Consider the following 19351-nt stretch of genomic DNA (forward strand, 5'->3'; position numbering starts at 1 on the left):
CTGAGTGGGTGTTGAATAAAGAATGTCTGACAGGGGCTATGTGCCTTTGCGTCCCGAATTCGGGCGTGAGCAATTATTTCTGTGCCAATACGACCGCAGCCGTGCCAGTCTATCGACCATGCAGATCACAGAGACCCATGACCGTATCCTGAGCGAGCTCGATATACAGCCCGAGCCTTTTGCGCTTTGCGCGCTGGAGGGGGTGTGTAGCCTTGGGTTGGGGCGGGTGCCGGGGGCGACCTTGCATTACGTGCTGAGTGGCGAGGGGTATCTAAGCCTGCAAGGCCATGCGCCGATCCTGCTGGCCCCGGGGCGTCTGGTGCTGGTGCCGTCTTGTGCGCGCCACTCGCTGAGCCACACCGGTGCCGGCGCAACAATGGTGCCTGAATGCAGGCCTGCCGGGCTTGATCTTGAAGAGCATGTGGCGCGGGGTGAGGGTGAGGGCACGATGGTGGTGCTTTGCGCACGACTGCATCTGGGATTGCGGGGCACGCATGGGTTGATTGACTTGATGCGCGCGCCGCTCAGTCTGGATTTGACCACGACACCGGGTGCCGCGCGGGCGATGGAGACGCTGTTGGGTGAGGTCATGCAGCACCGCACCGGCGGGCGGGCCATGGTGCGCGTGTTGCTCTTGCAATGTGTGATCGAGATGTTGCGAGGGCGGCTTGAGGCGGGTGATCCGGGGGTCATGTGGCTGGGCGCCTTGGCTGATCCGGGGCTTTGGCGCGCGCTTTGTGCCATGCTCGACGATCCCGGTGCGCCGCATGCTCTGGAAAGTCTGGCTGAGGCCGCGGGAATGAGCCGGTCGCGCTTTGCCGAGCGGTTTCAGGCGGCCTATGGGCAGGGGCCGATGGGTTTTCTACGCGCGCTGCGCTTGGCGCGCGCGGCGCAGCTCTTGGTGGATCAGCGCGTGCCGGTCAAGCGGGTAGCGCAGATGGTGGGATTTGCCAGCCGCAGCGCCTTTAGCCGCGCCTTTGTCGAGGCGTGGGGGCAGTCGCCGCGCGCGTTTCGGCTGGGGAAAGAGCGGTGACTACGCGGCAGAGCGGGCGCAGAATGTGACCATGTTGCGCCCCTGCGCCTTGGCCGCATAGAGCGCGCGATCCGCCTCTTCCAACAATTGCCCGACGCTTGCTGCCGGACGGGAGGGCGCAGGTGTTGCCATGGTCACACCGATTGAGATGGTCACATGCAGTGGGGCAAGGCCACTGGCCAGCGGAATTGGAGTCTGCGCGATCATGGCGCAGAGCCGGTCGGCGGTGCGTTGGGCGCGCCTGCGGCTGGTGGCCGGGGTCACGATCAAAAACTCTTCGCCACCGATCCGGGCAAGCATGTCGCCTTCACGCAAATGCGCGCGCAGATGGTGCGTGACCTCGCAAAGCACCCGGTCACCGGCTGCGTGCCCGTGGCGATCGTTGACCTGTTTGAAAAAATCGAGATCGGCCAACATGACGGCAAAGCTTTCGCCCGAAAGCTGACTGGTTTCGATCAGCTGTTGCAGGAACGGTAGGGCAAAGCGTCGGTTATGCGCTCCGGTCAGCGGATCGAGCATGGCGGCATTCAGCCCGTCGCGCAATGCTCTGCGCAATCGTTCGCCGCGCCGTTTGCGGCGCAGCTGTGCGGAGAGGCGCAAAATCAGCTCTCGTGCGTCGGGAGGGCCTGTGATCACGTCATCCGCGCCCATGTCGAGCAGGGTCACGCCAAGGGCTGCGGCATCGGCCTCTACAAGCGCGATGATCGGGCGGGCACGGCTGCGCGGGGCGGCCTTGAGGTCAGCCAGAAGGCGCAAGCCCTCTTCGGCCTCGGCGCCGGTGATTTGCAGCAGGTAGACATCGGCCTGCTGTGGGGCATCTGAGAACGAAAGGGCGCGGTCTGCGTCGATGACGGACGTGACATGGGGTGAATAGCGCGCGAGCAGAGTTTGCAGGCCAAAGGCCCCGGCGCGGGTACGCGCGATGATGCCGATGCGACCGGGCGCGTCAAAGCCTGGAGGGGCCTCGGCAAAGCCCAAAGCCTGCGTGCTGCCGATTTGCAGGCTGAGTTCCTGTTCACCATGATGCTGACGCAGCAGATTGCGCAGGCGGGCCAAAAGCAGCGTTTCGGGCACGGGCTTGCTCAGGACGTCATCCGCCCCGGCGCTGAGGGCTAGGCGACGTTCTGCTGAACAGTGCGTCATCTGGAGAATCATGATCGGCGTGGACCTTGTTTCATCCGAGCGGCGCAAGGATTTGACGAAGTCTGCCGCAGTGGCATCAGGCAGCTGCGCATTGGCCAGAATGAGATCGGGCCGCTCGACGGCAGCAAGGCGCAAACCTTCTTTGGCCGACGCCGCCTGCACGACCTCGTAATGTGCGCTGCATAATTTGACCTTCAACACGATCCTGTTGGTTGCAAGATCGTCGACGATCAGAATTTTTCCTGACATGGACGCGACGCCTTTGCTCTTGCCCTTTACGATTGGTTCACTATCCATGGCAGAGGTTAAGAAAACCTTTCCAGAAATTAACCGGGATCACGATGCAGCAGGAAACCGCCGAAACGATTGCCTTGCAGGCGCTGGGCTGGCTTGCGACGCAAGATGATCTTTTGCCGGTCTTTTTGGGGGCGACGGGGGCCTCGGAACAGGATGTGCGGGCGCGTGCCACGGAACCCGAATTTCTGGGGGCCGTGCTGGATTTCCTGATGATGGATGACGCACGGATCGTAGGCTTTTGCGATGCGCAGGGGTTGAAATACGAAACGCCGATGATGGCGCGCGCGGCGCTGCCGGGCGGGGCGCAGATGAGCTGGACATGAGCAGGGCTGACGGAATTCTCTTTGACAAGGACGGCACGCTGTTTGATTTCCACGCCACCTGGAGCGTCTGGGCCCATGGGGTGATTTCTGATCTCTCGGCGGGCAATGCCGATGTCATGGCGCGAATGGCGGATGAGGCGCATTATGATTTGGTGGCGCGGCGCTTTCATCCCACAAGCCCGATCATCGCGGGCACCAACCGTGAGGCGGCCGAATGTCTTGGGCGGGCCTTGCCGGGCCGCGCCATAGAAGAAATAGAAGAACATCTGATGATGTCCTCAGGCTCGGCCCCTCTGGCCCCGGCTGTGCCGCTCGCGCCCTATCTCGAAGGGCTTGCGGCGAGGGGGTTAAGGCTGGGCGTGATGACCAATGACACGGAGTACGGCGCGCGCGCGCACTTGGGTGCGGCCGGTGTGCTAGGGCATTTCGATTTTATCGCCGGGTTTGATTCCGGCTATGGGGCCAAGCCCGCGCCGGGGCCGCTTTTGGCCTTTGCGCGCGCCATGGCGCTAGAGCCTGCTCGTGTGGTCATGGTGGGGGACAGCACACATGACCTTGTGGCAGGGCGTGCGGCCGGGATGCAATGCGTGGGCGTTCTGACCGGCACCGCCACTTGCAGCGATCTTGAACCGCTGGCTGATATCGTCCTGCCCGACATCGGGCATATCCCGGCTTGGCTGACCGCATGAGGCAACACCCGCTGTTTGGGCTGGCGCTGGCGACGTTCGGCGCGCTGATGCTGACGCCGGATGCGCTTTTCATGCGGTGGTCGGGCATGGGCGGCTATCAGATGGTCGGCTGGCGCGGGTTGCTCATGGGGCTGGTATTTCTGATCCTCTGGGCTCTGACCTCCAAGCACCGGCTGCGCGACCTGAGCATTCTGGCCAGTGGTTACGCGATTGGTATCGTGGTGTGCCAATATGCCAATGCAACGCTTTTCAGTCTTGGCATCGCCAATGCGCCGGTTGCTGTCGTGCTCTTTGCCGTGGCGACGGTGCCGGTCTTTGCCGCGATTTTTGCGCGGGCCATCATCGGAGAGCCGACGCGCTTGGCCACATGGATCACCATTGCCGTTGTGATGGGAGGTATTGCGCTTGCGGTCTTTGGCGGAGGTCACGGCGATGTCACGCTGGACCGCGCCGCCCTTTGGGGGGCGCTTGCGGGATTGGGAGTGGCGATGGTGCTGGCGCTTAACTTTGTGATCCTGCGGGCGCAGCCGCAGGTTCCGATCCTCTTGGTGATCGGGTTGGGGGCGGTTCTGGCGGGGGCCACGGGCGTGATCGTGACCGGACCTGCCGCGATGATGCAGGGCGAAGTCTGGGCCATTGCGATTTGTGGGCTTGTGATCCTGCCGGTGTCGTTCTTTTCGCTCTCGCTCGCGTCGCGCTATACCCATGCCTCGAATGTGAGCCTGTTGCTCTTGCTTGAAACGGTGATGGGTCCGCTCTGGGTCTGGCTGGGCACGGGTGAGGGGCCCACACCGATGATGCTTTTGGGCGGTACGATTGTGGTGGTGAGCCTGGCGATTTACCTCTGGCAGACGGGACGGCGGCGCATGGCGCTGCAATCGTGATCCGTGAAAAGCAAAAACGACAGGATACGTCGCTAAGCGGCATGTGAGGCTGCCCTGAGCGGTGTTTCGTTAGCTCAAACGAGCACCGGAGGGGCATCAGATGGCCGAAGATCTCAAACGCAGGACACGCAGTGGCGGGCGCGCAGGCGGGGTTGCCCGGCGCGGCAGTGCCGTGATCGAACAGATGCCGTGGAACCCGCCCATTAACCGGGACCGCCCGACAGAGCCATTGACGGATGCGGGTGTTCTGGCCATCCACGATGGCGCGATGCGGATCCTCGAAGAGATCGGGATCGAGTTTCTCAACCCCGAAGCGGTGGCGATCCTGCGCGCCTCTGGCGGCTGCAAGATCAATGGCGAGAATGTCCGCATGGGCCGTGATTTCGTCATGGAGATCATTGGCAGGGCCCCGGAAAGCTGGACCATCACGCCGCGCAATCCCGACCGCACGATTACCATGGGCGGCAATCATCTGAATTTCGGCAATGTATCCTCGCCGCCGAGTTATTGGGATATGAAGATCGGGCGCAAGGTCGCGGGCACGCGAGAGATGTGCCAGAACCTGTTGAAACTGACACAGTATTTCAACTGTATCCACTTTGCAGGCGGCTACCCGGTGGAACCGCAGGATATTCATGCCAGCGTCCGGCATCTTGATGTGCTCTATGACAAGCTGACGCTGACCGACAAGGCGATGCACGCCTATAGCTTGGGCGCAGAGCGGGTCGATGATGTAATGGAAATGGTGCGCATCGCGGGGGGGCTGACCCACGAGGAATTCGAGGCCAGCCCGCGGATGTATACCAACATCAACTCGACCTCTCCTTTGAAGCATGACTATCCGATGCTGGATGGCTGGATGCGTCTGGCGCGGCGCGGTCAGGGGCTGGTGGTGACGCCATTCACCTTGGCCGGGGCCATGGCGCCGGTGACGATGGCGGGGGCGGTGGCGCAGTCGATCGCAGAGGCGCTTTGCGCGGTGGTTCTCGCGCAGATTATCCGCCCCGGCGCGCCCTGTGCGATTGGCACCTTCACCAGCAATGTCGACATGAAATCCGGGGCACCCGCCTTTGGCACGCCCGAATACATGCGCGCGACACAGATGACCGGGCAATTGGCACGGTTCTACAAGCTGCCGATGCGTGCCTCTGGCGTCTGCGCCGCGAACGTGCCCGATGGTCAGGCGATGTGGGAGACGTCGAACAGTCTCTGGTCGGCGGTGCAGGCGGGGGCGCATATGGTCTATCATGCCGCCGGTTGGCTCGAGGGTGGGCTGATTGCAAGCCCTGAGAAATTCATCATGGACTGCGAAATTCTACAGCAAATTCAGCGCTATATGGACCCGATGCTGACCGCCACCGGACCTGACGATATCGCAATCGAGGCGATCCGAGAGGTGGGAGACAAGGGGCATTTCTTTGGCATCCAGCACACGCAGGACCGCTACACGACGGCCTTTTATCAACCCTTCCTGAGTGATTGGCGCAATTACGAGGCATGGGAGGCGGCAGGTGCAGTCTGGACCCCGGCGCGCGCGCATCAGGTGTTTCAGGACATCATCGCCGGTTTCGAGGCCCCCCCGATGGAGGACGCGGTGCGCGAGGAGCTGGCAGATTTCGTGGCGCGGCGTAAGGCTGAGGGTGGGGCGCCGACGGATTTCTGAGGGCGCGTTAATCTCAAGTGAAAGGCCGTGCGGTCGCTAGGCCGTCACGCAAAAGGCGTGCCGATGTCAAGCGGCGCACCTTCGGTGCGACGGACGGCCCAGCGATTGACGCGGCGGCGCGTGGCATGCCTTGTTCCGCGCAGGAGTTGTTATGGTAAAGGTCAGGTCAGAATAAAAGGTGGTGAACCTTCTTGATGACTGCCGACTTGGTTCAGGCGGTTGCGAGCCTGAACGCTTCGGGCCTGTAGCGGACCATGTTAAGTCCATCATGGAGGGTCACATCGTAAATAGCCTTGCGGTTACTGAGATATTTTTTCCACGTCTTGTCCGGATGCTTCGAAATGCAGAATTGATGCTCGGTTCTCATTTGATTTGAGAGATGGGTTACAGCGACGCCTTTGCCTTGCTTGCTGTCACGTTTTATAATCCTGTAAATGCGCGCGTCTGTCTCATCAAAGATGATCGGATTCTCCGACTCGCGACACCCTTCCAACTCTTCAAACACGGAACAGGCCGCGCGGAACCGCTCGGATGTCTTGGCTTCTCCGGCCCCAATCACGGTCAGCCCATAGCCGCGCAAACGGGTGGCAAGATGGGTGAAATCCTGATCCGAACTGACCAAGAGCACCGCTGCGCATTGATCCGAGAGCGCGCGCTCCATCGCGTCCACGCAGATCAGCATGTCGGTTGCATTCTTGCCGCAGCCGGAGTGGATGAACTGAAAGCCGGGCAGCTTGTCCCAGTCCGACAGAAGACCAACATTGCCATAGGCGCGCAGCAGGTCGGGGTCACCGTAGCGGCGGGCCAGATCGAGGATGGTCCGAGCGTGCGTCACGGGAATATTCTCGGCATCGACAAAGGCCGAGAGGCGCGGCGCAGGCGTAAGGCGGGTCGGGGGCAAGGTGCTCATGGCCCAAGCCTAGGATGGCAATCCGGATGGATTTGGGGCAGGAGGCGATCTTTTTCATGGCGCATACGTCTGGCGGGTGAGTGCGGGGCCAGAGGCGGGAAGGAGTATTTGGACCAAGAAGAAGATGGGGTTTGGGATTGCTTTCTGGGCGCGCGATGGGCGGAACGGAGTTCCCGTTCACCGAATAAGTTTTGCAGCTATTATCGCTTGAACGGCGAGCATCGCGCCAGTCAGAGCATAAAGAACAAAGAACCCGCCGCCGCCCGTCAGGTACGACATGAGCAGGAACTCTAGGCCAAAACCAATGCACCCGGAGAACATCGCAAGAGCGCGAGATTTGACCGAGCCCGCCACCATAGAGCGCCGTAGCAGGAGCGGCCCTTCGAGTGGCTTGTGTATCAGTTGACCTGGTACACCTGAGTATACCCGCTCCCTTGCTAGGGTCGCAGCGTTTAGCCTAAGCGACGCGTAGAAAATCAAGGGAATGCCCGTCAGTGCAGAAATGGTAACCACGCTGACACCGAGGCCAATCAGGTTCACATCGCTGTTGTGAAAATAGAAATAGACGCCAGCCAAGCTAACCATCGGTAGCGGTAGCGACAGCAAAGCGGCATTGAGCAACTCACGTAGAAAAGCTCTGCGACTTAGCGTTATGGTCATGGCCTCTGGTGCCATAGGGTTGAGTATCGGACCCAGAGTTCGTGACATCAAGCGGCATCCCAGATCCACAAGTTCGGCTCACATCGTAGCTTATTCCCAACCGCAAGCAATGAGCGCAAAGCGACCCCCAAACTGACACCGCATCACCCAACGCAAACCCCCGTTCCTCACCCCACCGCCTTGCCATCCAGCCACTTTCGACACCCACGGTCCACCCCGGCGTGCAGCAGAAGCGTCAGGATCGCCAGCACGATGAGGGCCGCGAACATGAGGTCGATCTTGGCGCGGCCATTGGCCAGCAGCATGAGATAGCCCAGCCCCTTGGAGGCCCCCACCCATTCGCCGATGATCGCCCCGATGGGGGCATAGACCGCCGCGAGGCGCAGACCCGAGGCAAAGCCCGGCAGGGCTGCGGGCACGCGGATATGCCACATGAGCCGCGCGCGGTTCGCCCCCATGACGCGCGCGAGGTCGAGCCACTGCGGCGGCGTGCGCATCAGCGCGTCAAAAAAGGCCGATGTGACCGGGAAATAGATGATGAGGAGCGCCATAGCGACCTTGGACCAGAGGCCATAGCCCAACCAGAGCGTGAGGATGGGCGCGAGGGCAAAGACCGGGATCGCTTGGGAGAATACCATGATCGGGCGTATAAGCCGGCGCGCCATGGGCGAAGAGGCCAGACCAATCGCCGAAAGACCGCCCAAGATTGCGCCCAGGGCCAGACCGATCAACACCTCTGCCGCCGTTATTGTGGCATGATGGGCAATCAGCGCGCGGCTGGCCCAGAGGGTTTCCGCCACGCGGGCCGGCCCGGGCAGAATGAAGGGCGGCAGCGCCGCGAGCGTCACCAGCGCCTGCCAGAGCACGAGTGCAAGGGCTGTCGAACTTGCGATGGTGACAAGGCGGCTCATGCGGCGGGGTATCCGGCAAGGGCCGCGTCAAAGAAGGCGCGTTCGAGACGTGTTGCCGTAACAAAGGCGGATTGCGCGGCGGCTTGATCCTCGGGGGTGAGGCTGGGCCAGACCTGATCAAGCTGACCGCGCAGATAGGTCACAACCCCCTCGAACCCCGGCCCGCTGTGCAGGGTGATCCATTCCCCGAACCAGAAAGGCAAGTCTGCGGCGCGGTTCGCATGCGGGCTGGCCCAATCCAGATAGGTCCATTCGGCCACGCTGAGGACCGCAATCATCTGCGCATAGCTGCCTGATTTTGCCGCCGCGCGCATCAGTGCCTGAAATTCGGCTGTGATCGGATGGGGCGTTGCAGGTGGCTCTGTTGTTCCGCCAAGCGCCGCGATTGCGCGCAGGAAATAGGTATTCTCCGGCCCCGAGATCAGCCCGAGAAACTGTGCCGCCGGGATCGCATCGGGCAGGCTGGGCGCATGGGCGATGGCAGAGGCCAGAAGCCGCACGAAATCTTCGATAAAGAGGTAATCCTGTTGCAGATAGGCGAGCATGCGGGCCTTGGGCAACGTGCCCGCCGCAAGCTGATCGGTGAAGGGATGCCGGGTGGCGGCCTGCCAATCGGTGGCCACAAGGGATTTGAGGTGTTCGGTGGGGCGCATCTTTTTCTCCTGTCAGGCGGGGGCGCGCAGGCGGGCCAAAAGACGGCCCTGCGCCGCGAGAGTTTCGGGGTCATCCACGGCGCGTGGCACCGGGGCTGCGGGCGGGGTCACATCCTCTAGCCCGGTTTCGGTCAGGATGTGGATGGCATGGCCCATGCGCGCGGCCTCAGCCGGGTCATGTGTGACCATCAGGACTGTGCGTCCTGCCAGATGGGTGGCCGAAAGATCCTGCATCTGCGCGCGGGTGCGGGCATCGAGCGCCGAAAACGGCTCGTCCAGCAGAACGATGGAGCGGTCCTCCATCAACGTGCGGGCCAGTGCCACGCGCTGTTTCTGCCCCCCCGAGAGCGCATGAGGCCGCTTGTCTGCATGGTCGGCCAGACCGACCCGCGCCAGCATCTCTCGCGCGCGCGCCACGTCGCGCGGCGTCCCGCGCAGCCGCGCCCCAAGCGTTACATTGCCCAGCACATCGAGCCACGGCATCAGCATGTCGCCTTGGGCCATCAGCGCCATGCGCCCTGACAGTGGCCCGCCATCAGAGGCCGTGATCGTGCCGGTAAACTCTGTCACCTCATCCACCCCGGCGATCAGGCGCAGCACCGTGGTTTTGCCCACGCCCGAAGGGCCGAGCAGGCAGGTGATGCGCCCGGCGGACAAGGTCAGCCGCAGTGGGCCAAACACCGGTACAGCGCCAATCCGGGCGTGGCCATCAAGGGTCAGACTGGGCGGGGCGGTCATGCGCGGCCTCTTCAAACAGGGCTCGCGGGCAGGGGGATGGCGCGCCGCTGCGCGGTTTCCGTTCCCTCCGCCGGTGCGAGCCGGATCAGGTTCGATGGGTTGGTGCAAGACCTCTCAGCCCCAAGGGGCACCCCAACGGATGCTCCAGATGTAGCCGCAGCGCTCTGCGATGACAAGGGCGCGATAGGGGCTGCAATATACTGAGGATTTTAGATGTTCAGGGGGCCTTAACCCTTGGCTGTCAGGATGCAGGCATCTGAGAGGAGGATGCCATGCACGGGCTGGTCAACCGCGCGATTGAGCGATTTGTCAGGGATACCTATGGGCGCGATGTCTGGATCGGCACGATTCAACGGTTGGACCTGGGCTTTACCGAGTTTGAAGCGATGATGGTCTATGAGGCGCGCATCACCGAAGAGGTGTTGACCGCGGTTGGCGCTCGATTGGCGCGCGGGCGTGACGAACTGCTTGAGGATATCGGCACCTATCTGGTGTCGCACCCCGCGACCGAGGCGCTGCGCCGTCTGTTGCGCTTTGGGGGGGTGGATTATGTGGAGTTTTTGCATTCTCTTGATGATCTGCCAGAGCGCGCGCGCCTTGCAGTCGCCGATCTGGGGCTGCCTGCGCTGGAATTACAAGACCGAGGGGCGGGGGTTTATGCTCTGCATGTGGGGCTGCCCAAGGGGCATGATCTGCGGCTTGGCCCGGTGGTGGTCGGGCTTTTGCGCGCCATGGCGGATGACTATGGCGCGCTTGCGCTGGTCGAGCATCAGGGGGATGGCGCGGACTATGAGATCATTGAGGTGCGTTTGTTGGATGAGGGGTTCGCGCATGGGCGGGCCTTTGCTCTGGGGCTTGGGGAAAGCGCGGCATGACTGTTCAGGATAGGGGGCTTTTGCCGCTGCTTGCGGGGCTTTGCCCGATGCATGCGGTTCTGGACGCCGAGGGCCATCTGGTGCAGGCGGGGCCAACCTTTGCCAAGCTTTTTGGTGCGCGCGCGCTGCAGGGCATGCGGTTTCTGGATCTGATCGAACTGCGCCGCCCGCATCAGGCGGGGAATATGGCGGACCTTCTGGCCTGCGCCGGGGCGCGGCTTCGGCTGCGGCTGCGCGCGGCCCCCCATACCGCGCTCAAGGGCGTGCTTTTGGCGGTGCCGGGGGGCGGGGCGGTGGTGAATCTCGCGTTCGGGATTTCCGTGGTCGAGGCGGTGCGCGACTTTGACCTGACCGGCGCTGACTTTGCGGCGACGGATCTGACGACCGAGATGCTCTATTTGATCGAGGCAAAATCCGCCGCGATGGACGCCTCGCGCAAGCTGAACCTGCGCTTGCAGGGCGCACGCATTGCCGCAGAAGAGCAGGCGTTTACGGATATGTTGACGGGACTGCGGAACCGCCGCGCCCTTGACCATGTGTTGGATCGGTTGATGCAGAGTGAGCAGGATTTCGCGCTGCTGCATCTCGATCTCGATTTTTTCAAACAGGTGAATGACACCTTGGGCCATGCGGCGGGCGATCATGTGCTGCAAGAGGTGGCGCGGCGCCTGCGCGACGAGGTGCGCAGCGATGATTTGATTGCCCGTGTAGGGGGCGATGAATTTGTGATCCTGCTGCTTGGCATGACAGAGCGGGCACCCGTGGGCGATTTGGCAGATCGGATGATTGCCCGGCTGGAAGAGCCGGTTCCCTATCGCGCGCAGGACTGTCGGATTTCCGGCAGTATCGGCATCACGCTTAGCTGTGCCTATGACAGCCCCGAACCCGTGCGGATGATGGCCGATGCCGATCTGGCGCTCTATGCGGCCAAGGGGCGGGGTCGGGGCTGTGCGCGGTTTCACGAAAGCCCATTGCCACGCGCGGCCTCGGCGCATGGCATCGCCTGAGCGCTTAACGCAGTTTCAGAGAAAGTTGACAGGCTTTCCCTGTAGAACATCGCGCCAAATCAAACAGCAACGCCGTTTCGGTGTTTCACCGTAAACCCGAAGCGCATCAGTCGGGCCAGTTGCCCGGATCAAGGATTGCGGCCAGAATGCGCGCTGCATCCTCTTCTTGGGCCACATGGCCAAGGCCATCCAAAGACAGCGTGCGCGCCCGTGGCATCTGCGCGGCGGCGCGCGCAGAGGTGTCTGGCGGGACGGCCAGATCGCCGGTGCCCGTGATCAAGAGGCAGCGATTGGGGATCGCGCCCAGCCGGGTCAAGAGCGGGGCGACATCCCATTGCGCCATCATTTGCAAGGTGCCATCGACATGCGCACGGTCCCCGATCAGCCGCGCATAGAGAGCGAGACCTTCGGGCGTGAGGCGCGATCCGGTGCTCTCGATCAGACGGCGGGCGCGGGTGAGTTTGTCGGTTCCAAGGGTAAAGAGCGTGGGCGTCAGCGGATTGAGTGCCAGAACCTTGGCGAGAACCGGAAAGAGCCAGCCCGCCACGCCCTCGAACGGGCCAAGGGCCGCGTTGACGCAGGCAATGTCGGGCGGCTGGTCTGTGGGCGTCCTCAGCCGCGTGGCGAGTTCCAGCGCGATGGCCCCGCCTGCGGAATGACCGAGGATCAGATCGGGGTGCCACCCCTCCGACTGGCAAAGCGCCGCGATATCCCCGGCCATGCCGGGCAGGCCCAGACGCCGCCGGTTTCCCGCGCGCGAGAACCCCTGACCGGGAAGATCCAGCGCAATCACGCGGTGGCTCTGGGCCAAAAGCGGCATCAGATCGCGCCAACTATGGGTCGAGGCCCCCGCCCCGTGCAGCAAAAGGGCAAGAGGACCGTTGCCCATTTCCTGCAGATGCCATTGGTGGGGGGGATGGTGAATGCGGCGCGACTGGGCATTGAGCGGCCAAGTCGCCAGATCGCGCTGCCAGTCCATCGCCTAGACCCCGAGGGCTGAGGTGACAGCCGTCGAAATTCGCCGGGCATCGGCGCGCGGCAAGGGCAGGTGGCGGGCGTTCATTTCCGCCGCGAGATGGGCGGGCTCTGGCCCCGGACGGGCGGAAATGTCAATCACGATGGCGGGCAGGCCCTGCGCGCGCCAGAGCCGCGCCATCGTGCTGGTGTCTTTGGCCGCCTCGGCGCGGTCACCGCGCCCGTCGAGCGTAATGTTGGCGCGGGCATCCGTCAGCAGGGCAAGCGTTGGGCTTAGCCCATGCGCCTCGGACTGGCGGGCAAGGGTGAGCGCCGCGCCAAGAGCCGCCGCAAGCGGCGTGCCGCCACCCCCGGGCAAGCTGCCCAGACGCCGCTTGGCCTGCACCAGCGCGCGGGTGGGCGGCAGGATAAGATCGGCCCCCATGCCGCGAAACGCGATCAGCGCCACTTGGTCGCGCCGGGAATAGGCCTCGGCCAGCAAGAGCTCAACCGCGCCCTTGGCCTCGGCCAGCCGTGCCAGCGCCGAAGAGCCAGAGGCATCGACCGCGAAGATCACCAATCGGTCGGCGCGATCCTCATAGCGTTTGAGGTGGATGTCAGCGGCATGGATGATCACGCCCGGTGCATCGGGGCGGGCGCGGCGGCGCAGCGGCTGCCACGGGGCTGCGGCGCGCAGCGTCGCAATGAGATCAATGCGCCCGCGCCCATCCGGTGCACCTTGCCGTGCAGGTAGGGGCCGACCGCGTTGATGCGCCTTGCGCCGGGCACCGGCACCCGAGCCTGCCGCACGCCGCGTGGCACCGCGTTGGGCCAGTTGATCCAGCAGCGCGGGGGGCAAAAGGGCTGCCACCGCAGCGATGAGCAAGTCATCTGGGATGTCGGGTGTTTCGCTTTGGCTTTGATCTTCGGGTTCGGGCGGTGAGTCGGGTTGTTCTGGTTCGGGATCTTGCGGCAGTTGCGTGGCGCGCGCGGGATAGACGAGCTCTGCCGCCTCGCGCAGATCATCCTGCGTGACCTGTGGATGGGCCTCTGATGCGGCCAGCGCGCGGGCGGCGCGCAGGGCAAGCCATGGCGCGCGCAGGCTGTCGATGCCGAAACTGGCGGCCAGCGCGGTGAGCGTGGCGATATCCTCGGGCGTGTGGGTAACGCCGCCAAGCCGCGCGCGGGCCTCTGCCAGATCGGCGGCGGCGGGCATGAGGGCAGGGGCCGCGTCATGGCGGATGTCGTCGAGTGTCACATGCAGCGCCAGCCGTTCGCAGAGGGTTTGCGGGGCGGTTTCCTCGGCGTCGATCCCCTCGTCAAACAGAAAGAGCGTATGGTCCGGGCTTTGATCCAGAAGTTGTGCCAGCCGGGCGGCAAGGGCGGGCGGTGTGCGTTCGGCCATGGTCAGGATCAGGCGCGCCGGGTTATCGGCCAGTCCAGCGCTGTGGATCAGGTGCCCGGCGGCGAGCGTGGCGGCAATATCCGCGCCGCCAAAAAGCTGCGTATCGCTAAGATCGGGGTGGATGCGCCGGGCGGGGCCGGGCAAACGCCCGAGCGCCGTATCGAACGCCTGCCGTACCGGACCGGCACGGGCGCGCAGCGTCAGCCCGCGCAGCCCCTCAGGATCAATCGCCAAAAGGGTGAGCGCCCGCAGGGCGCGCGCCCATGCGGGGCTGGGCGTCATCCCCAGACCTCGACCATGGCGCGGGCAATGCGAGTGGCGCTGCCCGCCTCGTCCAATGGATCGCGGCGTAGCCGGTGGCTGAGCGCGAGCGGCGCGACCTGGGTAAGATGTGCGCGGGTCACAGCGGCATCGCCCTCATAGGCCGCAAGCGCGCGCGCGGCGCGCAGAAGGGTCAGCTCGCCGCGCAGCCCATCCGCGCCGATGGCGATGCAGAGCGTCGCGCAGTCGCGCAAGACCTCGTCGGGGGATTGAACGGTTCGCAGTGCGCTGCGCGCCGCCAGAATCCGGTCGCGGATCAAGGCATCCTCGGCCTGCCATGTCACCATGAAGGCCTCGGTGTCGCGTTCATAGGCGTCGCGGCGGCGAATGACCTCGATGCGCTCCTCGATGTTCTGGGGCGAGCGCACCTCGACCGAGAGACCGAAACGATCCAGAAGCTGTGGGCGCAACTCGCCCTCTTCGGGATTGCCAGAGCCCACAAGCACAAAACGCGCCGCATGGCGGATCGAGAGACCCTCACGCTCCACCACGTTTTCGCCGGATTGGGCCACGTCGAGCAGCAGGTCGACGATGTGATCCTCAAGCAGGTTCACCTCGTCTATATAGAGATAGCCGCGATTGGCGCGGGCCAAAAGACCGGGTTGAAAGGCCTTTTCACCCAAGGTCAGCGCCCGCTCGATATCGAGCGCGCCGGTCACCCGATCCTCGGTCACGCCCAAGGGCAAATCGACCACCGGGGTTGGACGCTCGACCATCTCGCCCAAGGGGGCGGTGGACCAGTCGGGCGTATCCTCGGGGCGTTCGGCGTTGATCGGGCTGCCGTCAATCATGCGGATGGGCGGCAAGAGCGCGGCCAGAGCGCGCACAGCCGTGGATTTGCCGGTGCCCCGGTCACCAAAGACCAGCACGCCGCCAAGCCCCGGCTCGATTGCCGTCAGGATCATGGCGCGTTTCATGTCGTCCTGACCGACGATGGCGGAAAACGGAAAGGCTGCGGTCATTGTTCTTCCTTGATATGCTCGAGTGGGCTCGTCCCGCCCCATGTACCCCGTTCGCCAATCACGCGAAACCGGGCGTAAAGCTCTTCGCGAAACCAATCGCCGTCGCGCACGGCGGCGATGGCGCGGGCATGTGGGCCATCGCGGCGGGCGAAGTCTGCCATGCTTTGGCTGTCGGGCCAGATCGAGAATGTCACCTGATGCAGGAGAGGCACCTCTCCTACGCCGATCTTGAAGGCGACGTTGGGGTCGGCACCGATCACGGCGCTGATATCGGGCACGCGCCGCCAGAATTTCAAGGCCTTGCGCGGGCGCACAGAGGCGCGGGTCAGGGCCGCGAGGGGGCCTTTCTCTACGGGCGTGGTGATCTCGAACGGCGTATCACCGGCCCATTGCCCGCGCACCGAAGTGGGGGAGAGAAAGAGCGTCCAGCTTTCGCTGGCGCGCGCGAGATAGCGGCGAAAGACGCCTGCGCCCTTGGTCTGCGCACGGGCTGTGGCGGCATCGGGCCAGACCGCAAGAATCGCATAGACACCGGTGTTGGGAATGGGGGTGAACCCCTCGCCCGTGCCTGATCCCAGCAATTTCCAAAAGCCGATACCCGGCACGCCCGGCAGCATGAAGCGCGCAGCGCCCATCATCGTCAGCGCCCAGAGCCGGTCAATGCCGCGGGAAAAGCGAAAGAAGCTGAGGCTGACGGTTTGAATGGCACCGCTCCTTGAGGGACTGTAAGGCAAGTTTGACATGGTTTTGACCCCAAGAAAAGAGGTGCGAGAAAGGATTGTCAATTAAACTAGACACCTGTAGTCTGAACCTATGTTGACAAGAGTCGATCCGCGCCTGATTGAACAGGCCACACGCGCCGATGCCCCGCATGCGCTGGTCATTGGGGCGGGATTGGGCGGTCTGGCCTCGGCCATGCGGCTTGGGGCCAAGGGATACCGGGTCACGGTTCTGGATCGTCTGGATAGCCCCGGGGGGCGCGGCTCTAGTATCACCAAGGACGGGCACCGGTTCGATCTTGGGCCGACCATCGTGACCGTGCCGCAACTCTTTCGCGAACTCTGGGCCGCCTGTGGGCGGGATTTTGACACAGATGTCGATCTGCGCGCCCTTGATCCGTTCTATGAAATTCGCTGGCCGGATGGCAGCACCTTTACCGCGCGGCAGGACCGCGATGCCATGCGCGCCGAGGTCTCTCGCCTCTCGCCGGGTGATCTGGCGGGCTATGACCGCTTCGTCAAGGATAGCGAGGCGCGGTATTGGTTCGGGTTCGAGGACCTGGGGCGCAGGTCCATGCATCGCTTGGGCGATCTGATCAAGGTCCTGCCAAAGTTCGCCTGGTTGCGGGCGGATCGGTCAGTCTATGCCCATGCGGCGGGGCGGATGAAAGACGAACGCCTGCGTATGGCGCTGTCGTTTCATCCGCTGTTCATCGGCGGTGATCCGTTCAACGTAACGTCGATGTATGCGCTTGTGAGCCATCTCGAAGCGGCTTTTGGCGTGCATTATGCCATCGGTGGCGTCGATGCGATCGCCCGCGCCATGGTAGGCGTGATCGAGGGACAGGGCGGGGTCATCCGGCAGGGGGCCGAGGTTGATGAAATCGTTATCAAAGAGGGCCGGGCCACGGGGGTGCGGCTGAGCGGCGGCGAGGGGATCAGCGCCGATATCGTGATCTCCAACGCCGATGCGGGCCATACCTATGACCATCTTTTGCGCAATCACAAAAAGCGGCGCTGGACCACGGCGCGACTGAAGCGGTCGCGCTGGTCGATGAGCCTGTTCGTCTGGTATTTCGGCACGACAGGCACGCGGGAGATGTGGCGCGATGCAGGCCATCACACCATTCTCAACGGTCCCCGATACAAGGGGCTGGTGCGCGACATCTTTCGGCGCGGCGTTCTGGCCGATGACATGAGCCTTTATGTGCACCGCCCCTCTGTGACCGATCCGGGTGTGGCGCCCGAAGGTGGCGATACGTTTTATGCGCTCAGCCCGGTGCCGCATCTGGGCCATTCAAATCCGGTGGATTGGGCGGCCGAAGCCGAGCCCTATCGCCAAAAGGTGCAAAAGGTGCTGGAGGATCAGTTGCTTCCGGGGCTTGGGGCGCATCTGTCTGCCTCTGAGGTGTTCACGCCCGAGACATTCCGCGACCGATATCTTAGCCCGCATGGCGCTGGCTTCTCTATCGAGCCACGCATCCTGCAAAGCGCGTGGTTTAGGCCTCATAATGTCAGCGAAGAGGTGCGGGGCCTCTATCTGGTGGGCGCGGGCACGCATCCCGGGGCTGGATTGCCGGGGGTGATTTCGAGCGCCGAAGTTCTGGCGCAACTGGTGCCGGATGCGGTGCCGGTCGGGGTGATGCCATGATTGCGCCGCAGGATCTGGCGCATTGTACCGAGGCGATCCGCCATGGATCGCGGTCTTTTCACGCCGCCTCCAAGCTCTTGCCGCGGCGGGTGCGTGATCCGGCCTTGGCGCTTTACGCGTTCTGCCGTCTGGCGGATGACGCGGTGGATGAGAATCGCGAAAAGGCGGCGGCGGTGCTGTCGCTGCATGAACGGTTGGATTTGGTCTATGCGGGCAGGCCCCGCAATGCGCCGGCTGATCGTGCCTTTGCCGCGATCATAGACGGGTTTGACATGCCACGCGCTTTGCCCGAAGCGCTGCTCGAAGGGTTGGCTTGGGATGCCGAAGGGCGCCGTTACGAGACCCTGTCCGAGCTGCGGGCCTATTCGGCGCGGGTCGCCTCTGCGGTGGGGGCGATGATGTGCGTGCTCATGCGGATGCGCGAGCGCGATGCTCTGGCGCGGGCCTGTGATCTGGGCGTGGCGATGCAATTGACCAATATCGCCCGAGACGTGGGCGAGGATGCGCGCGAAGGGCGGCTATACCTGCCGCTCGAGTGGCTGTCTGAGGCTGGCATGACGCCGGAGACCTTCTTGCGTGCACCGGCCCCGGATGCCGAGGTGCGACGGATGGTGCGCCGCCTGCTGATGGAGGCGGACACGCTTTATGCCCGCTCTGAGGCGGGGATTGCTGTGCTGCCACTTTCTGCGCGGCCCGGAATTTATGCTGCGCGCTATATCTACGCGGGCATCGGCGCGCAGGTGCGCGGCGCAGGCCACGACAGTATCACGCGCCGCGCGCGCACCAATAGCACGCAAAAACTGGGCTGGTTGATGCTGGCGCTGCTGCGGGCGGCGGGCAGTGTGATCCTGCCCGGCTCGCCCGTGATCTATGCCAAGGCGCTGCCCGAGACGGAATATCTGGTGCGTGCTGCGGCACAGGACGCACCGCGCGCCGCCGATTGGAGCGATACGCTCTATGAGGCGCTGGCGCGTCTTAAAGCGCAGGACGTCGCGCGCGAAGCGGGCTTGAGCCGAGATGTCGGGCGGGTTAGAGAGACCGCATGATATGGCTCATTTTCGGGATTTTTCTGGCGGCTTGTTTCGCAGCAGGCTCGACAGGCGGGCTGTTTCCGCCGGGCGATTGGTATGACCGGCTGAAAAAGCCGTGGTGGACGCCGCCCAACTGGCTGTTTCCAGTGGCTTGGACCACACTCTATATCTGCATGGCGGCGGCAGGGGCGCGGGTGGCGGTAAGCCCCGACAACGGCATTGCTATGGCGCTCTGGTCGTTGCAAATCGCGCTGAACGGGCTGTGGACGCCGGTCTTTTTCGGGCTGCAACGGATGCGGTTAGGGCTGATTGTGCTCTGCGCACTTTGGGCTTCGGTGGCGCTCACATTGGTGGCGCTCTGGTCGGTGGACTGGATCGCGGGGCTGCTCTTTGTGCCCTATCTGACATGGGTCAGCGTGGCGGGCATGCTCAATCTTGCGGTGCTGCGGCTGAACCCGGATGCGGCGCGGTAACCTGCTTTGCAATTCACAACCGGGCTCTGCACAGAAAAGCCCTATCCTA

The 19351-nt window shown here is 63.7% G+C and carries 20 protein-coding genes and 1 riboswitch; of the genes, 10 read left to right on the forward strand and 10 right to left on the reverse strand.

Annotated elements, in window-relative coordinates; genetic code table 11:
• Positions 1-22: 22 nt before the first annotated feature.
• Positions 23-1033 carry a helix-turn-helix transcriptional regulator gene (locus RAK1035_RS13325; RefSeq protein WP_232279227.1) on the forward strand — a complete coding sequence of 337 codons (1011 nt, stop codon included), beginning with the start codon at positions 23-25 and terminating at the stop codon, positions 1031-1033.
• Here the strand turns inward: RAK1035_RS13325 and RAK1035_RS13330 are convergent, their stop codons facing one another.
• Entirely contained in the window at positions 1034-2425 is a 1392-nt protein-coding gene (locus RAK1035_RS13330; protein WP_037298295.1) for a diguanylate cyclase, read from the reverse strand.
• Positions 2426-2517: 92 nt separating this feature from the next.
• Here RAK1035_RS13330 and RAK1035_RS13335 point away from each other — a divergent pair, with 92 nt between their 5' ends.
• From RAK1035_RS13335 to RAK1035_RS13350, 4 genes are all read left to right on the forward strand, one after another.
• Positions 2518-2796 carry a DUF3572 domain-containing protein gene (locus RAK1035_RS13335; protein WP_008282106.1) on the forward strand — a complete coding sequence of 93 codons (279 nt, stop codon included), beginning with the start codon at positions 2518-2520 and terminating at the stop codon, positions 2794-2796.
• Positions 2793-3485, forward strand: a complete 693-nt coding sequence (locus RAK1035_RS13340) for an HAD family hydrolase (protein ID WP_008282107.1) — start codon at positions 2793-2795, stop codon at positions 3483-3485. Before RAK1035_RS13335 ends, RAK1035_RS13340 begins: the two co-directional genes overlap by 4 nt.
• A complete protein-coding gene (locus tag RAK1035_RS13345; RefSeq protein WP_008282108.1) occupies positions 3482-4369 on the forward strand; it encodes a DMT family transporter in 888 nt (295 codons plus the stop codon). Before RAK1035_RS13340 ends, RAK1035_RS13345 begins: the two co-directional genes overlap by 4 nt.
• Before the next feature lie 100 nt (positions 4370-4469).
• Complete coding sequence (locus RAK1035_RS13350) at positions 4470-6032, forward strand: trimethylamine methyltransferase family protein (protein ID WP_008282109.1); 1563 nt, start codon at positions 4470-4472, stop codon at positions 6030-6032.
• 211 nt (positions 6033-6243) lie between these two features.
• Here RAK1035_RS13350 and RAK1035_RS13355 read toward each other — a convergent pair whose 3' ends face one another.
• From RAK1035_RS13355 to RAK1035_RS13375, 5 genes are all read right to left on the reverse strand, one after another.
• Positions 6244-6942: an NYN domain-containing protein gene (locus RAK1035_RS13355; protein WP_008282110.1), complete on the reverse strand. Its 699-nt coding sequence runs from the start codon at positions 6940-6942 to the stop codon at positions 6244-6246.
• Positions 6943-7119: 177 nt separating this feature from the next.
• Positions 7120-7602 carry a hypothetical protein gene (locus RAK1035_RS13360; RefSeq protein ID WP_037298297.1) on the reverse strand — a complete coding sequence of 161 codons (483 nt, stop codon included), beginning with the start codon at positions 7600-7602 and terminating at the stop codon, positions 7120-7122.
• A 167-nt stretch (positions 7603-7769) separates the two neighbouring features.
• Complete coding sequence (locus tag RAK1035_RS13365; RefSeq protein WP_008282112.1) at positions 7770-8513, reverse strand: ABC transporter permease; 744 nt, start codon at positions 8511-8513, stop codon at positions 7770-7772.
• Positions 8510-9166 carry a TenA family protein gene (locus tag RAK1035_RS13370; RefSeq protein WP_008282113.1) on the reverse strand — a complete coding sequence of 219 codons (657 nt, stop codon included), beginning with the start codon at positions 9164-9166 and terminating at the stop codon, positions 8510-8512. Before RAK1035_RS13370 ends, RAK1035_RS13365 begins: the two co-directional genes overlap by 4 nt.
• A gap of 12 nt (positions 9167-9178) precedes the next feature.
• Positions 9179-9904: an ABC transporter ATP-binding protein gene (locus tag RAK1035_RS13375; protein ID WP_008282115.1), complete on the reverse strand. Its 726-nt coding sequence runs from the start codon at positions 9902-9904 to the stop codon at positions 9179-9181.
• Positions 9905-9949: 45 nt separating this feature from the next.
• Positions 9950-10049: riboswitch (TPP riboswitch) on the reverse strand.
• A 127-nt stretch (positions 10050-10176) separates the two neighbouring features.
• On the opposite strand from RAK1035_RS13375, the gene RAK1035_RS13380 reads away from it, so the two are divergent.
• Together RAK1035_RS13380 and RAK1035_RS13385 are read left to right on the forward strand one after the other, a co-directional pair.
• On the forward strand, positions 10177-10779 hold the full coding sequence (locus RAK1035_RS13380) for a heme NO-binding domain-containing protein (RefSeq protein ID WP_008282116.1): 603 nt from the start codon (positions 10177-10179) through the stop codon (positions 10777-10779).
• Positions 10776-11786, forward strand: a complete 1011-nt coding sequence (locus RAK1035_RS13385) for a GGDEF domain-containing protein (RefSeq protein ID WP_008282117.1) — start codon at positions 10776-10778, stop codon at positions 11784-11786. Before RAK1035_RS13380 ends, RAK1035_RS13385 begins: the two co-directional genes overlap by 4 nt.
• A 106-nt stretch (positions 11787-11892) precedes the next feature.
• Here RAK1035_RS13385 and bchO read toward each other — a convergent pair whose 3' ends face one another.
• From bchO to crtA, 4 genes are read right to left on the reverse strand one after another with little or no spacing between them, the layout of a single operon-like run.
• Positions 11893-12765 (reverse strand): alpha/beta fold hydrolase BchO, encoded by an 873-nt coding sequence (bchO, locus tag RAK1035_RS13390; RefSeq protein WP_008282118.1) that lies wholly within the window; start codon positions 12763-12765, stop codon positions 11893-11895.
• Positions 12766-12768: 3 nt separating this feature from the next.
• A complete protein-coding gene (locus RAK1035_RS13395) occupies positions 12769-14427 on the reverse strand; it encodes a magnesium chelatase subunit D (protein ID WP_008282119.1) in 1659 nt (552 codons plus the stop codon).
• On the reverse strand, positions 14424-15428 hold the full coding sequence (bchI, locus tag RAK1035_RS13400) for a magnesium chelatase ATPase subunit I (protein ID WP_008282120.1): 1005 nt from the start codon (positions 15426-15428) through the stop codon (positions 14424-14426). The genes RAK1035_RS13395 and bchI overlap by 4 nt, the downstream gene beginning before the upstream one ends.
• Positions 15425-16171, reverse strand: coding sequence for a spheroidene monooxygenase (crtA, locus tag RAK1035_RS13405; protein ID WP_008282121.1), 747 nt, complete (start codon positions 16169-16171; stop codon positions 15425-15427). Before crtA ends, bchI begins: the two co-directional genes overlap by 4 nt.
• A 70-nt stretch (positions 16172-16241) precedes the next feature.
• On the opposite strand from crtA, the gene RAK1035_RS13410 reads away from it, so the two are divergent.
• The 3 genes from RAK1035_RS13410 to tspO are packed head-to-tail and all read left to right on the forward strand — an operon-like array spanning position 16242 to position 19302.
• Complete coding sequence (locus tag RAK1035_RS13410; protein WP_008282122.1) at positions 16242-17798, forward strand: phytoene desaturase; 1557 nt, start codon at positions 16242-16244, stop codon at positions 17796-17798.
• Positions 17795-18844: a 15-cis-phytoene synthase gene (crtB, locus tag RAK1035_RS13415; RefSeq protein ID WP_008282123.1), complete on the forward strand. Its 1050-nt coding sequence runs from the start codon at positions 17795-17797 to the stop codon at positions 18842-18844. The genes RAK1035_RS13410 and crtB overlap by 4 nt, the downstream gene beginning before the upstream one ends.
• Positions 18841-19302: a tryptophan-rich sensory protein TspO gene (gene tspO / locus RAK1035_RS13420; RefSeq protein ID WP_008282124.1), complete on the forward strand. Its 462-nt coding sequence runs from the start codon at positions 18841-18843 to the stop codon at positions 19300-19302. The genes crtB and tspO overlap by 4 nt, the downstream gene beginning before the upstream one ends.
• Positions 19303-19351: the final 49 nt, after the last annotated feature.

This window comes from Roseovarius sp. AK1035, assembly GCF_003288315.1.
GTDB classification, from domain to species: domain Bacteria; phylum Pseudomonadota; class Alphaproteobacteria; order Rhodobacterales; family Rhodobacteraceae; genus Roseovarius; species Roseovarius mucosus_A.